Origin of the sequence: Lentzea sp. (assembly GCF_036380075.1) — a bacterium.
In the GTDB taxonomy this organism is placed as follows: domain Bacteria; phylum Actinomycetota; class Actinomycetes; order Mycobacteriales; family Pseudonocardiaceae; genus Lentzea.
The window spans coordinates 13,703-27,119 of record NZ_DASVFL010000100.1 but is presented as its reverse complement, the minus strand read 5'-3'; the positions used below and the strand labels follow the sequence as shown (position 1 = coordinate 27,119).

The following is a 13,417-nucleotide window of genomic DNA, read 5'->3' as shown; positions in this document are numbered from 1 at the left end:
CGTGGCGCTCACGGGCCGCGCGGGTCTGCTCGCGCTCATCGGCGTCCTCGTGGTGGGGCTGGTCCTGCCGTCGTGGCAGGGCGTGTTCCTCATGTTCGGCGTTCTCCTGCTGTGTGTCGTCGTCGATCTGTCGTTGGCCGCGGGTGTTCGGCGGCTGACGTTCACGCGCGGTGGGGCGACCTCGGTGCGTACGGGGGAGTTGTGCGTGGTGCAGCTGACCGTGCACAACCCCGGACGTCGGTTGCGTGGCGTTCTTCGGGACGGGTGGGCGCCTTCTGCCGGCGTGGTCGCCGACCGGGTTGCGGTCGATGTTCCCGCCGGTGGTTCGCGGGTGTTGTCCTTCGAACTACGGCCCGTGCGTCGTGGCGATCGCGTGGCCGACCGTGTGACCGTGCGTTCCCTTGGCCCGTTGGGCATTGCGGCACGGCAGGGTTCGCACGAGGTGCCGTGGACCGTGCGTGCGCTGCCGCCGTTCCACAGCCGTCGGCACCTTCCGCCGCTGCTGGAACGCTTGCGCGAGTTGGACGGCCGTCGTGCGTCGCTGATCCGTGGCGCGGGCACGGAGTTCGACTCCTTGCGCACGTACGTCATCGGCGACGACGTGCGTTCGATCGACTGGCGTGCGTCGGCCCGGTCGTCGGACGTGGTGGTGCGGACGTGGCGGCCGGAGCGCGACCGTCAGGTGACGATCGTGCTCGACACGTCCCGCACCTCCGCCGGTCGGGTGGACGGCGCGCTGGGTGGCCTGCCGCGACTGGACACGTCGATGGACGCCGCGTTGTTGTTGTCCGCCTTGGCTTCGCACGCCCGCGACCAGGTGGACTTCCTGGCGTTCAGCACGAAGGTCCGCGCGTCCGTCCCGCGTGCTTCGCTGCCTGTGCTGGTGCAGGCCATGGCGCCGCTGGAGGCCGAACTGGTGGAGTTCGACGCACGTGGGGCGGTCGCCGAGGTGCTGCGCCGGGCGTCACGCCGGTCGCTGGTGGTGTTGCTGACGTCGCTGGAGCCGTCGATCGAACACGGTTTGCTGCCGTTGTTGCCGCCTGTGGCCGCGCGGCACCGGTTGTTGATCGCGTCCGTGTCCGATCCCGCGGTGCACGCGATGGCATCGGGCCGTGGGGACCTGGAGTCCGTGTACGCCGCCGCTGCCGCGGAACGGACGTTGGCCGAACGCCGCCGCATCACCGCTTTGCTCGCACGACACGGCGTCGACGTGGTGGACGCACTGCCCGACGAACTGCCGCGCGCTCTCGCGGACCGCTATCTGGCGTTGAAGGCCGCGGGCAAGCTCTAAACGGCGACCGGTGCGACGTCCTCGCGTTCGCTCGCATCGACGTCACCGGTTTCGCCCTGCCGCGCGGCCCGCCGCCCGACGACGAACACGTAGAGCAGGAACAGCACCTCGGCGACCACCCCGATGCCGACCCTGGCCCACGTCGGCAGTCCGGACGGCGTCACGAACCCCTCCAGCACACCGGACACGAGCAGCACCAGGACCAGCCCGAGCGCGACGGCGACCACCGACCGGCCCTCGGCGGCGAGCGCGGCGGCGCGGGTGCGGCGGCCGGGATCGATCACCTGCCAGCCCAGCCGCATGCCGATGCCGGCCGCGACGAACACCGCCGTGAGCTCCAGCAACCCGTGCGGCGCCAGCAGTCCGAGGAACAGCCCGCCGCGGCCGGCGCCGAACATCAGGCCGATGCCGACGGCGACGTTGAGGGCGTTGGTGAGGAGCAGGTAGACCGGCGGGATCGCGACCAGCACGCCGAGCAGCAGGCACGCGGCGGTGATCCAGGCGTTGTTCGTCCACACCCGCGCGGCGAACGACCCGGCGGGGCCGCTGGAGTAGTAGGCCTCGTAGCCGCCGCCCGCCCTGGTCATCTCGCGGATCTCGTCCGGTGCGGCGATGGTGGCCTGAACCTCCGGGTTGGTCGCGACCCACGCCGCGATGAGGCCGGTGACGAGGTAGAACGCCAGCCCGGCCGGCACCCACCAGCGCCAGCCGAGGTAGATCGCGGCGGGCAGGCGGTGGGTGAGGAAGCGGGTGACCACGCGCCACGCCGGGGTGTGCGCGCCGGTCAGCGCCGCACGGGCACCGGCGACGAGGGCGGACAGGCGTTCGACGGTGGCGGGGTCCGGGGTCTGGCTGCGCACGGTCGACAGGTGCGTGGTGACGCGCTGGTACAGGTCGACCAGCTCGTCGGCCTCGGGCCCGGTGAGCCTGCCCGAGCGCTTCACGAGCTGCTCGAGGCGCTGCCACGACGCGCGGTGGCGCTCGATGAACACGTCCAGATCCACGATGGGTCACACTATCCGCGTGGGGGACCTGGTAACCGGTGAAGCCGTAGTTCTGGACCTGCGCGTCGCGCGGCTCGCGAGCAGGGCGGTGGCGTTCGCGTTCGACGTGGCCGTGCAGTTCGGCCTGCTGCTGCTCGTGTTCCTGATCTTCCCGGTCGGCTTCGACGACGCCCTGCAGTCGGCGCTGGCGCTGACGACGACGGTGGCCGTGATGGTCGGCTACCCGACGGCGGTCGAGACGCTGACGCGCGGGCGTTCGCTGGGCAAGCTCGTCATGGGTCTGCGCGTGGTGCGCGACGACGGCGGCGCGATCCGCTTCCGCCAGGCCCTGGTGCGCGCGCTGGGCGGGTTCGTCGTCGACTTCTGGGTGCTCGGCCTGGGCGGGGCGATCGCGCTGTTCGTGTCGCTGTTCTCCGCGCAGGGCAAGCGGGTCGGCGACTACCTGGCGGGCACGGTCGTGATCCACACGCGCGTGCCGAAGCGGGAGGTCTCGCCCACCGAGATGCCGCCGCAGCTGGCGGACTGGGCGTCGGGGCTCGACCTCTCGCTGCTGCCGGAGGACCTGGCGCTGGCGGTGCGGCAGTACCTGACGCGGTACCCGGAGCTGAACGAGAAGGCCAAGTGGGACCTGGGCGTGCGGCTGGCGGACGACGTCGGCGCCGCGATCCGGTCGCCCCGTGCCGAGTACACGCACCCGCACGCGTACCTGGCGGCGGTGCTGGCCGAACGGCGCAGGCGCGCGAGCTAGGCGGCGCCGGCCAGCCGGAGGCGTTCAGCCCCCTGCTCGCGGACGGCCGCCAGCGACACCGGCGCGTCCCCGTGCAACGCCTCCCACCGCGCGTTGTGCAGGGCGGTCCACAGGCTCGCGGCCCACGCGACCTCCCGCTCCTCGGCGCTGAACCGCCGCCCGCGCCGCTCCTGGTAGGTCTCCAGGAACGCCGCCGTGCTCCCGACCGGCACCAGGCCCGGCGGCGACGCATTGGCGAACGCGCCCGCAGCCGCGCCGGCGAGTGCCGCTTCCGGTTGCCACCCCAGGCTGTCCCAGTCGTGCACGGCCAGCACCTCGCCGTCCCGCCAGCGGAGGTTCTGCGCCTCGAAGTCCAGGTGTCCCAGCACGCACGGCAGCCGCGCGGCCAGCAACCGCTTGCGCGTCCGTCCGGCCAGGTCCACGACGAACGCGGGGACGACGGCCTGGTCCCGCTCGTCGAGGAAGCCGATCGCCGGCCAGAGCCCGGGACCGGTGTGGTCCCAGCGGGACCAGCGCGGGTTCGGCAGCGGTGGCGCGACGTCCACCTGCTCCAGCTCCGCCACCAGCCGCGCGAACACGGCCGCGTACCGGCGGGCCACCGCGGCGGTGGCACCCGGCAGCATCGAGCCGCCCGGCAACGACTCCTCGGCGTGCACGGCCAGTCCGCCGGCCTGCATGACCGGGGTGATCGGCCGGGGGCAGGGGAATCCGCGCGAAGCCAGCACCGCCTGCGCCGTCAGGCAGGACTCGGCGCGGCCGTCGTCCTCGCGGGCCTTCACGTGGACCGAGCGCCCGTCGTCGAGCCGCACCCCGTGCACCGACGAGATCGACACCCGTGAGTAGAACACCTCGGCCGGTGCGCTCCCCAACGTGGAAACGCACCAGGCCGCGAGGTCGAACGTCATACGCCGAGGAGTTCCTGCAGCAGCAACGGGTTCATGTAGTCGTCGTAGCGGACGATCTCGCCGTCGCGCAAGCGGATGATCGCGACGGCGGTGAACGTGTAGTAGTCCTGCTTGACCTTCGACCAGCCGCGGTGGGTGATCTCGGAGACGACCACGGCGGGGTCGTTGGTGAGCCAGGTCTGCGCCTCGACGCCCTGGATCTCGATCCTGTCGCGCACCGAGGCCCCGCGGACCTTGGTGAAGTAGCCGCGGATCTCCTCGCGGCCCCGGATCTCCGCCGGCTGGAAGGACGTCGGGAACCGGTAGGCCATCACGCCGTCCTCGGCGAAGAGGTCGGCGAACTGGCCGTGCGTCTCCTCCCCCGCCACCATCCGGCGAACGTGCTCGACGATCTGTTCTGGCGTGCGCGTCATCTGTCGTGCCCCCACATCGGTAGAATCGGAACGGTGACCCCGGTTAGCACGATACGGAACGCACGCCCCGGTTGGCAACGATGAGGGCCGACGCGGCGCGGAACCGCGAGAAGGTGCTGGACGCGGCACGGGCGCTGTTCGCCGAACAGGGCTACGACGTGCCGTTGGACGAGATCGCGACGAAGGCCGGCGTCGGGCCCGGCACCGTCTACCGCCACTTCCCGACGAAGCAGGCGCTGTTCCAGGCCGTCACGGAGACGCGGGTGTCGGCCATGATCGCGTCGGCCGCCGAGCCCGCGGAGAGCCCGCGGCAGGCGCTGTTCGCGTTCCTCGGGCGGATGGCGGACGAGGCTGCGGCGAAGCGGGACCTGACGGACGCGTTCACGCTGTCAGCCGACCTGCGCAAGGACCTGCACGCGGCCCTGGGCGGCCTGCTGCACAGGGCGCAGGAGGCCGGCGAGGTGCGGGCCGACGTGACGGCCACCGACCTCGTGGTGCTGATGAAGGGGTTGCTGCAGAACATGAACGAGGGCGCGAACCCCGCCGTGCTGCTGGAGATCGTGCTGAGCGGCCTTCAGAGCCGGAAGCCGTAGGGCAGCTCCAGGCGGTGGCGCGCGAGCAGCTCGGTGTCGGCGAGGATCTCGCGGGTGGGGCCGTCCGCGACGACCACGCCGTCGTCGATCAGCACGCTGCGGGGGCAGATCTGCAACGCGAACGGGAGGTCGTGCGTGACCATCAGCATCGTGCGGTCCAACGACAGCAGGAGCTCGGCGAGCTCGCGCCGCGCCACGGGTTCGAGGTTCGCGGACGGTTCGTCGAGCACCAGGACCTCGGGGTCGCAGGCGAGCACCGACGCCAGCGCGACGCGCCGCCGCTGACCGCCGGACAGGTGCAACGGCGAGCGGTCGGCGACGGACTCCATGCCGACGGCGCGCAACGCCCGCAGCACCCGTTCGTCCACATCGGACATGCCGAAGTTGCGCGGCCCGAACCCCACGTCCTCGGCGACCGTCGGGCTGAACAGCTGGTCGTCCGGGTCCTGGAAGACGAGCCCGACGCGGCGGCGGATCTCGCGCAGGTTCTTCTTGGTGACCTCCAGCCCGGCCACCGACACCGTGCCGGAGCCGCCGGAGTGCACTCCGTTGAGGTGCAACGCGAACGTGGTCTTGCCGGCGCCGTTCGGACCGAGGACCGCGACCCGTTCGCCGCGTTCCACGCGCAGGTCGACGCCGAACAGCGCCTGGTGCCCGTCGGGGTAGGCGAAGGCGAGCTTCGAGACCTCCAGCGCGGGTGCCGCCGGGGTCTCCGGGACGAACGACACGGAGCCTCCAGGACTTCCCGTCCAGCCGCGCGACACCATCGCGAGGTGCACCCTCTCTCCGCGTTCGTAGGACCGGATGAACAACGTGCCGACCGAGCGCGCCGTGGCACCCGCCTGCCAGAGGAACCGCGGGTCGTCGCCGCGGGAGATGCGGGCGACGCGCATCCGCTTCGCCTCGCCCACCACGACTTCGCCGTAGCGGAGCATCAGCGTGGCGATCATGATCAACGGCGCGGGCACCCGCAGCGTCTGCAGGCCCTTGAGCAGCTCCCCCGGCGCCGTCGTCGCGGCCAGCGTCAGACTGACCAGCACGCCGAGCGTGCCCTTGACCAGGATGTTCCACCCGGCGAGCGTTCCCTCGACGGAGACGGAGAAGCCCAGGAAGTCGGTGCGCGGGTCCGTGCCGAAGATCGGCAGCAGGAACGCGAGCACCACGAACGGCACCTCGATCACCGCGCGCTTGAGGAACCACAGCACGGGCACCCGCGCGACCGACCACACCGCGACGACCAGCAGCAGGTACAGGCCGAACAGCGGGAACAACGCGCGCGGCGTGGCCACGACGCCCAGCACCGCCCCGAACGCCACCAGGATCTTCACGTGGGGCGCGAGGCGGTGCACCGGCGAGTCGCCGGCGTGGTGCAGGACGTCGTGGCTGCCGGCCATCAGGCGTCGGACTTCTTGCGCAGGAACCAGAACAGGCCGAACGACAGCGCCAGCACGACCACCACGCCGAGGACGCCGGCGAGGCCGGTGAACCGGTCGTCACCGCCGAACGCGTAGTCGGCGAACGTGCTGCCCGAGAACGGGTGGTCCTGGGCGTGCTCGGCGATGCCGGTCTCCTCGACCGTCTTGTCGAGACCGTCCGGGTCGCCCGACGCGAAGTACGACAGCACGCCCGCGATCAGCAGGGACACCACCGCGAACCCGAGGAAGAACTTCTTCACGACCGCACCTCCAGCGGCTTGCGGCTGCCCTTGAGCAGGTAGACGAGGTCCGGCCGGATCGCCGCGACCGACGTGACGGTCACGGCGGTGATCAGGCCCTCACCGATGCCGATCAACGCGTGCAGGCCCCACATCAGCAGCGCGACCTTGCCGATCTCGACACCGCCGACGCCGCCGACCGCGTACTCGACGATGAAGCCGGTCGAGGCGAGCAGGGTGTTGACGAACGCCGAGACGAACGCGACGGCCGCCAGGCCGCCCTTGCCCCGTTCGGCGAGCTTGCGCAGGGCGACGGCGACGAGGAACCCGGTCGCGGTGCCGATCAGCGCCATGTTGGTGACGTTCGCGCCCAGCGCGGTGAGGCCGCCGTCCGCGAACAGCAGCGCCTGCACGACGAGCACGATCGTCACGCACAGCGCGCCGACGTACGGGCCGACGAGGATCGCCGCGAGCGCGCCGCCGAGCAGGTGGCCGGAGGCGCCGGGCAGGATCGGAAAGTTGATCATCTGGACGGCGAAGATGAACGTGGCCACCAGACCCGCCATCGGCGCCGTGCGGTCGTCGAGGTCAGCGCGAGCCCTGACCAACGCGTACCCGACCCCCACGGCCGCGATGACGAGGAACACGACCGAGACCGGCGCGTTCAGCAGACCGTCGCTCATGTGCATGGCAACAGGTGACATGTGGCATCACGCTAATTGCCGGACCTCGGCTATGGCTAGAACTGTGCAACAACAATCCGGGTGCAGGAAGGCGGTGGTCGTCACACCGCCACTGGTCATCCGATGACTTCTGCGGTTGGATCCGTTCGCCGCCGCCGCGGCACGGAGGGACGAACAGTGGCAGAGCTGTCGCGTAGAACGTTTCTACAGGGAACAAGTGCGGCCGTGGGGGCTTCCGCGCTCGGCGTGGGCACCGCAGGCGCAACCCTGGAGACATCGGGTCGAAGCGTGCACCGGGACATCGTCCGGGATGCTCGGATGGAATGGCGGCGAATTCCGGCGAATTGGGGCGATAGTCCCTTTCTCGCGAACGGCCTGCTGGGCGTGCAGGTCTACGCCGGCCGCACACCCGACGAGCTGAAGCTCATGGTCAGCCACTCCGAGGTGCAGGACCAGCGCGACCGGTGGGAGGCCGCGATCGGCCTGTCCCGGCTGCCGATCGGGTACCTGACGCTGAAGTTCGCCGGCGCCGTCACCGCCGTCGACTGGACTCTCGACCTGTGGAACGCCGAGCTCACCGGCTCGGTCACGACCACGCAGGGCGGCGCCACCTTCACGATGCTCGTGCACAACTCCCGCAGCACGTTCCTCGCCTCCGTCCGCGGCGACGTGACCTGGGGTTTCCAGCCGCTGGAGTCGTCGACCACCCGCCAGGTCCGCAGGCCCGCGGACTACACGGCGAACCCAGACCCGGCGCTCGGCACGGCCGGTGGCGTCTCCTACGCGGCCCAGCCGCTGCACGCGGGCGGTGGCTACACGACGGCCTGGCAGAGCCGCGACGGCCGGTTCGCGGCCCACGTCGCGTACACACACCCTGCGGACACGCACACGTCCGACGCGATCCGCGAGGTGCGCACGGCGCTGGCGATCCCGTTCGAGGTGCTGACGCTCCAGCACCGCCGCTGGTGGAACGCCTACTACGCGAAGTCGCTGGTCTCGGTGCCGGACAAGCTCGTGCAGCGCTTCTACTGGGTGCAGCTCTACAAGATGGCGGCCGCGACGAGAGCCGACGCGCCGGTCGTCTCGGAGTGGGGGCCGTGGTTCCCCGAACAGGGCGGCAGCTGGACGGCGGTGTGGTGGAACCTCAACGTCCAGATCTCGTACCCGCTGGTCAACGGCTCGAACCACCACGAGCTCGACGCGGTGACCACGACGTTGAAGCGGTTCGAGCACAACCTCGAGCTGAACGTGCACCCCGCCTACCGCGACGGCGAGTCGTACGCGATCTGCCACCCCGGCGACCGGACGTTGCGCTCCGGGCCGCGCTACTGCGGCGTCCCCGGTGTCGCGCCGAACGACCACACGGGCAATCTTCTGTGGGCCTGCCACAACGTCTGGCTGGGCTACCGGCACACGATGGACCGCAGGATTCTCGGCGACGTCCTCTTCCCCATCCTGACCAAGGCGGTCCACTACTACGCGCGGTTCCTCGTCGAAGGCGCCGACGGCAGGCTGCACCTGCCCGAGACGCGGTCGCCGGAGTACGCGAACACCGCGGACGCGACGTACGACCTGTCGTTGCTCCGCTGGGGCGTGCGCACGTTGCTGTCGATCGAGGAGAACCCGCGCTGGCGGGACGTCCACACCCGCCTGGCGCCCTACGCGCAGGACGCGAGCGGCGTGCGGATCGGCCGCGACAAGGCGCTGGAGGACTCGCACCGCCACTTCTCGCACCTGCTGTGGTTCTACCCGCTGCGCGAACTCACGTGGGACATGCCCGAACACCGCGCGCTCATCACGCGGACCGTCGACCTCTGGACCTCGCGGCGCGAGGCGTGGGCCGGGTACAGCTACGGCGCCGCCTCCGCGATGTGCTCGGCGATGGGACGGCCGGAGGACGCGTTGTCGTTCCTGCGGCACTTCCTGGAGCGCCGGCCGGTCGGCGCGAACGCCGTGCTGACCGAGAACTCCTTCTACCGCGAGGGCGGCAACCTCGCGATCGAGTCGCCGCTCATGTCCGGCCAGGCCGTGCTGGAGATGATGGTCCAGTCGCACAACGGTGTCGTGCGCGTCTTCCCGTCCGTCTCGTCCACTTGGGCCGATGCGTCGATCTCGTCCCTGCGCGCGCAGGGAGCGTTCCTTGTGGACGCTTCGCGCTCGGGCGGGCGCACCGACTGGGTGCGGGTGCACTCCGAGGCCGGCTCACCTTTGGTGCTGGAGCACGGAATCACGGGCGAGGTCGACGTCCGCGACGCGCACGGCCGCCGGCTCGCGCATCGAATTCGAGGCGCCACCGTCGAAATCCCCCTTCGACGAGGTCAGACGGCTGTCGTCGCGCGGCGCGGCACGCGTCCGGACCTCACGCCGCGTGATGTGGCGCCGAACGGCTCGTCACCGCGCTGGGGACTGCCGTAACGTCCAAATTCGAACATCCGGATGTGTGTGGACGAGTGGGGTGTGCGGTGGACCTTCAGCACTGGCTCAACGAGGCGCTGGCCAACCACGAGAAGTGGACCGCGGAGTACGGCGCCTTCACGCCCCACTCGTCGCTCCAGGTCGACCCGGCGGTCTTCGGCTCGGCGCTGGCCGAGCTGCAGGACCGGCTGCGCGACAACTACCCGTTCTTCCACCCGCGCTACGCCGGCCAGATGCTCAAGCCCCCGCACCCGGCGGCGGTCGTGGGCTACCTGTCCGCGATGCTGATCAACCCGAACAACCACGCGCTCGACGGCGGCCCCGCGACCGCCGCGATGGAACGCGAGGTGGTCGCGGAGCTCGCGTCGATGTTCGGCTACGGCGAAGGCCACCTCGGGCACCTGACCTCCAGCGGCACGATCGCGAACCTGGAGGCGCTCTTCGTCGCCCGTTCCCTGCATCCGGGCCGTGGCATCGCGTACTCCTCCGAGGCGCACTACACGCATTCGCGCATGTGCGGAGTGCTCGGGATCGAGGGGTTCCCGGTGGCCGTGGACGGCCGCGGGCGCATGGACCTGGACGCCCTGGAAGAGCTGCTGAAGACCGGCGAGGTCGGAACGGTCGTGGTCACGCCGGGAACTACCGCTTTGGGTGCCATCGAACCGGTGCATCTCGTGCTGGACGTCGCACGCCGTTACGACGCGCGGGTGCACGTCGACGGGGCGTACGGCGGCTTCTTCGCCCTGCTCGCGGGCACGGACCTCGACCCCGAGCCGTGGGAGGCCATCGGCTCGTGCGACTCCGTGGTGGTGGACCCGCACAAGCACGGTCTACAGCCCTACGGCTGTGGCGCGGTCCTGTTCCGTGACGCGTCCGTGGGCCGCTTCTACCTGCACGACTCGCCCTACACGTACTTCACGTCCGACGAGATGCACCTGGGTGAGATCAGCCTGGAGTGCTCGCGGGCCGGGGCGGCCGCCGCGGGCCTGTGGCTCACGCTGCGCCTGCTGCCGCTGACCAGGGACGGACTGGGCGAGGTGCTGGCGGCCGGACGGCGCGCGGCGGTGCGGTGGGCGTCGATGATCCGCGAGTCCGACGGCCTGGAGCTCTACCAGGAGCCCGAGCTGGACATCGTCACGTACTTCCCCCGCACCAGCCCGCTGACCCTGTCGGCCGTGGACGCGGCCTCGCACCGCGTGATGGAGACCGGCATGAACGCCGCCGTCGACCCGGTGTTCCTGAGCGTGGCACGGGCGTCGAAGGCGGCGTTCGCGGCGCGGCACCCCGGGGTGGCGGCCGACGCGGACTCCGCGAGGGTGCTGCGCAGCGTGCTGATGAAGCCGGAGTCCGAGGAGTACCTCGACACGCTGCACGCGCGGGTGTCGAGCCTGCTCTGAGAGCCGCGCTCCGGCGGGCGGGACTCCCGGCAACGCCGAAATGGGCGACTCACGGCGGTGAGTCGCCCGGCGGGCGTGCGGTCAGCCGTGCTTGGCGCGGCGCCCGGACCGCCGCGGCGGCAGCGGGGTGTCGCCGCGCAGGTCGAGGCGGCGCTGCTCGCCGTTGGCCTCGAGGTGCGTGACCATCCGGCGCAGCATCTCGGCCAGCGACTGGGCCTCCGACGACTCCAGCGGGTCGGAGACGAAGACCTCCTCCTCGTTGAACTTCGGGAAGAGGTCGGCCATCAGCTCCTCACCCTCGGGGGTGAGGCGCAGGACCGCGAGGCGCCCGTCCGTGGGGTGGCCCATGCGCTCCAGCAGGCCCCTGGACTGCAGCGTCTTGGCGACGCCGGTCAGGGTGCCCTTGGAGATGCCGGCCTCCTCGGCGACGTAGCGCGTCTCCATCTCGCCCCAGATCCACACGACCCAGAGCACGACGAAGCCGGTCCAGGTCAGATCGCTGGTGCGCAGCACGGAGTTCTCGAGGTGCTGGCGGATGGCGGTCGCGGCGCGGTGGATGTTCGACACCGCCGCCATCTGCTCGCGGCGCAGCGGCACCGCACCGAGCTTCGCCTGAACGGCTTTCTCGGTCTCGGCAATCGTGTGGTGACCAGACAACTCAAAGTCTCCCGTGCTCGAGCTCAGGTGTTCCCGGCACAATACTTGCGGTTCCGAACTATGTCTGTGATGTGGTGCGCGTCCGTCCGCCACCACTTTGATCACGATCCCACATCGCGCAAGATCCCGTGACGGTCGTCACCCGTCCAGTTACGGACTGTTGCCCCGTGGTGGACCATGAGTGCGGAGCCCCACTGAGACCGAACGTGGTCTTTACTCCACGGACGGGTCGATAGCGTTTTGCCCCTCGACGTTATCCCCTCCGTGCCAGCGACACACTGTGCCGGAAAGGTAGTCCGACGTGGTCGGTGAACAGGTGACACGGGAACTCGCGACGAGACTGGGCGAGGGTGGGATCGACGTGGTGCGCGTCGTCTTCCCCGACCTGCTCGGCACCGACCGCGGCCGTGACGTCCTCGTGGAGCATCTACCAGCCGTTATACAGCGCGGGCTGTCGTTCTGCCGCGCCGTCTACAGCACCACGCCCGGCGGCAAGACCACCGAGAACGGGGGTGTGCTCGACGCCGGGCTGCCCGACGTGATCGTGGTCCCCGACCTCGACACGCTGCTGCCGATCCCGTGGGAGCCGGGCGTCGCGTGGTGCATCGGCGACGCCGTCAGCCCGTCCGACGAAAGACCCGTGGACGAGTCGCCCCGGCAGGTCCTGCGCAGGACGCTGGAGATGTTCGAGACCACCGGGCTGTCGCCGGTCGTGGGTCCGGAGCTGGAATATTTCCTCTGCGAACCGGACGAAGATCGCCCGAACGGGTGGCGGCCTTACTGCGACGAGCCGGGCAACGTGTACGCGACCGGCCGCCGCGGCGATTCCGACGGTCATCTGCTGAGAACTCTTCGCACGCTCAGCTCGGCGGGTCTGCAGACGACCGGCGGCAACCACGAGTACGCGGGCGGGCAGTTCGAGATCAACCTCGTCCACTCCCCCGCGATGGACGCCGCCGACCGCGCGTTCCGCTTCAAGACGAGCGTGAAGGAGCTGGCCAGGCGGGAGGGCCGGCTGGCCACGTTCATGGCCAAGCCGTTCAACGACGGCGGCGGGTCCGGCTTCCACCTGCACCTGTCGTGCCACGAGAAGGACGGCCGCAACGCGTTCCAGGCCGCGGGCACCTCGCACGGGCTGTCCGAGGAGGCGCGCTGGGCGATCGGCGGCATCCTCCAGCACGCGCCGGCGCTGGCCGCGCTGCTCAACCCGACGGTCAACTCGTACAAGAGGTTCGGTCCGGACTCGCTCGCGCCGTGGCTGATCGACTGGGGCCTCGACAACCGCAGCGCGATGCTGCGGGTGCCGGCCGAGCGCGGCGAGACCACGCGGCTGGAGCTGCGGCTCGGCGACGCGAGCGCGAACCCCTACCTCGGCATCGCCGGCATGGTCGCGGCCACCTACCTGGGCATCCGCGACCGGATCGAGCCGCCGCGGCCGTCCGCGGGCTACGGCTACGACCCGTCGAAGGCCCCGACGCTGCCCGCCACCCTCCCGGACGCGCTGGCCCACCTGGAGGAGGACACGGCGATGGTCGAGGTGCTGGGCAAGGACTTCGTGCGGTCCTATGTGGACTTCAAGTGGGAGGAGGTGGCCCGTTTCCAGCGGTTCGTGACCGACTGGGAGTTCACCGAGTACGCCTACCACCTATAGTTCACC

General features: G+C 70.7%; 13 protein-coding genes and 1 pseudogene. 6 read left to right on the top strand and 8 right to left on the bottom strand.

What is annotated here, in order from left to right; translation table 11 throughout:
- Position 1 precedes the first annotated feature (1 nt).
- Complete coding sequence (locus VF330_RS11905) at positions 2-1,291, top strand: DUF58 domain-containing protein (RefSeq protein ID WP_330851606.1); 1,290 nt, start codon at positions 2-4, stop codon at positions 1,289-1,291.
- On the opposite strand, the gene VF330_RS11900 is transcribed toward VF330_RS11905, so the two are convergent.
- Positions 1,288-2,295 (bottom strand): stage II sporulation protein M, encoded by a 1,008-nt coding sequence (locus VF330_RS11900; RefSeq protein ID WP_330851605.1) that lies wholly within the window; start codon positions 2,293-2,295, stop codon positions 1,288-1,290. The genes VF330_RS11905 and VF330_RS11900 overlap by 4 nt on opposite strands.
- Before the next feature lie 19 nt (positions 2,296-2,314).
- Between VF330_RS11900 and VF330_RS11895 the strand changes: the two genes are divergently transcribed.
- On the top strand, positions 2,315-3,043 hold the full coding sequence (locus VF330_RS11895) for an RDD family protein (protein ID WP_330851604.1): 729 nt from the start codon (positions 2,315-2,317) through the stop codon (positions 3,041-3,043).
- Here the strand turns inward: VF330_RS11895 and VF330_RS11890 are convergent.
- Together VF330_RS11890 and VF330_RS11885 are read right to left on the bottom strand one after the other, a co-directional pair.
- Entirely contained in the window at positions 3,040-3,948 is a 909-nt protein-coding gene (locus VF330_RS11890) for a hypothetical protein (RefSeq protein ID WP_330851603.1), read from the bottom strand. The two genes, VF330_RS11895 and VF330_RS11890, sit on opposite strands and share 4 nt — an antisense overlap.
- Positions 3,945-4,361, bottom strand: a complete 417-nt coding sequence (locus tag VF330_RS11885) for a nuclear transport factor 2 family protein (RefSeq protein ID WP_330851602.1) — start codon at positions 4,359-4,361, stop codon at positions 3,945-3,947. The genes VF330_RS11890 and VF330_RS11885 overlap by 4 nt, the downstream gene beginning before the upstream one ends.
- 80 nt (positions 4,362-4,441) lie before the next feature.
- Here VF330_RS11885 and VF330_RS11880 point away from each other — a divergent pair, with 80 nt between their 5' ends.
- Complete coding sequence (locus VF330_RS11880) at positions 4,442-4,954, top strand: helix-turn-helix domain-containing protein (RefSeq protein WP_330851601.1); 513 nt, start codon at positions 4,442-4,444, stop codon at positions 4,952-4,954.
- Here the strand turns inward: VF330_RS11880 and VF330_RS11875 are convergent.
- From VF330_RS11875 to VF330_RS11860, 4 genes and pseudogenes are all read right to left on the bottom strand, one after another.
- The gene (locus VF330_RS11875; protein WP_330851674.1) at positions 4,936-5,721 is read right to left on the bottom strand and encodes an energy-coupling factor ABC transporter ATP-binding protein; all 786 of its coding nucleotides are present in this window, start codon (positions 5,719-5,721) and stop codon (positions 4,936-4,938) included. The two genes, VF330_RS11880 and VF330_RS11875, sit on opposite strands and share 19 nt — an antisense overlap.
- A pseudogene (gene cbiQ, locus VF330_RS11870) lies at positions 5,710-6,348 on the bottom strand (cobalt ECF transporter T component CbiQ); the annotation flags it as partial. The pseudogene cbiQ and the gene VF330_RS11875, both read right to left, overlap by 12 nt.
- Positions 6,348-6,629, bottom strand: coding sequence for a PDGLE domain-containing protein (locus VF330_RS11865; protein ID WP_330851600.1), 282 nt, complete (start codon positions 6,627-6,629; stop codon positions 6,348-6,350). The pseudogene cbiQ and the gene VF330_RS11865, both read right to left, overlap by 1 nt.
- The gene (locus tag VF330_RS11860) at positions 6,626-7,312 is read right to left on the bottom strand and encodes an energy-coupling factor ABC transporter permease (RefSeq protein WP_330851599.1); all 687 of its coding nucleotides are present in this window, start codon (positions 7,310-7,312) and stop codon (positions 6,626-6,628) included. The genes VF330_RS11865 and VF330_RS11860 overlap by 4 nt, the downstream gene beginning before the upstream one ends.
- A gap of 363 nt (positions 7,313-7,675) precedes the next feature.
- On the opposite strand from VF330_RS11860, the gene VF330_RS11855 reads away from it, so the two are divergent.
- Together VF330_RS11855 and VF330_RS11850 are read left to right on the top strand one after the other, a co-directional pair.
- Entirely contained in the window at positions 7,676-9,706 is a 2,031-nt protein-coding gene (locus VF330_RS11855) for a glycosyl hydrolase family 95 catalytic domain-containing protein (protein WP_330851597.1), read from the top strand.
- Between the two features lie 47 nt (positions 9,707-9,753).
- Positions 9,754-11,103, top strand: a complete 1,350-nt coding sequence (locus VF330_RS11850) for a pyridoxal phosphate-dependent decarboxylase family protein (protein ID WP_330851596.1) — start codon at positions 9,754-9,756, stop codon at positions 11,101-11,103.
- Positions 11,104-11,184: 81 nt separating this feature from the next.
- Here VF330_RS11850 and VF330_RS11845 read toward each other — a convergent pair whose 3' ends face one another.
- Positions 11,185-11,760 (bottom strand): MarR family winged helix-turn-helix transcriptional regulator, encoded by a 576-nt coding sequence (locus VF330_RS11845; protein ID WP_030481763.1) that lies wholly within the window; start codon positions 11,758-11,760, stop codon positions 11,185-11,187.
- 316 nt (positions 11,761-12,076) lie between these two features.
- Between VF330_RS11845 and VF330_RS11840 the strand changes: the two genes are divergently transcribed.
- Entirely contained in the window at positions 12,077-13,411 is a 1,335-nt protein-coding gene (locus tag VF330_RS11840) for a glutamine synthetase family protein (protein WP_330851595.1), read from the top strand.
- Positions 13,412-13,417 lie beyond the last annotated feature (6 nt).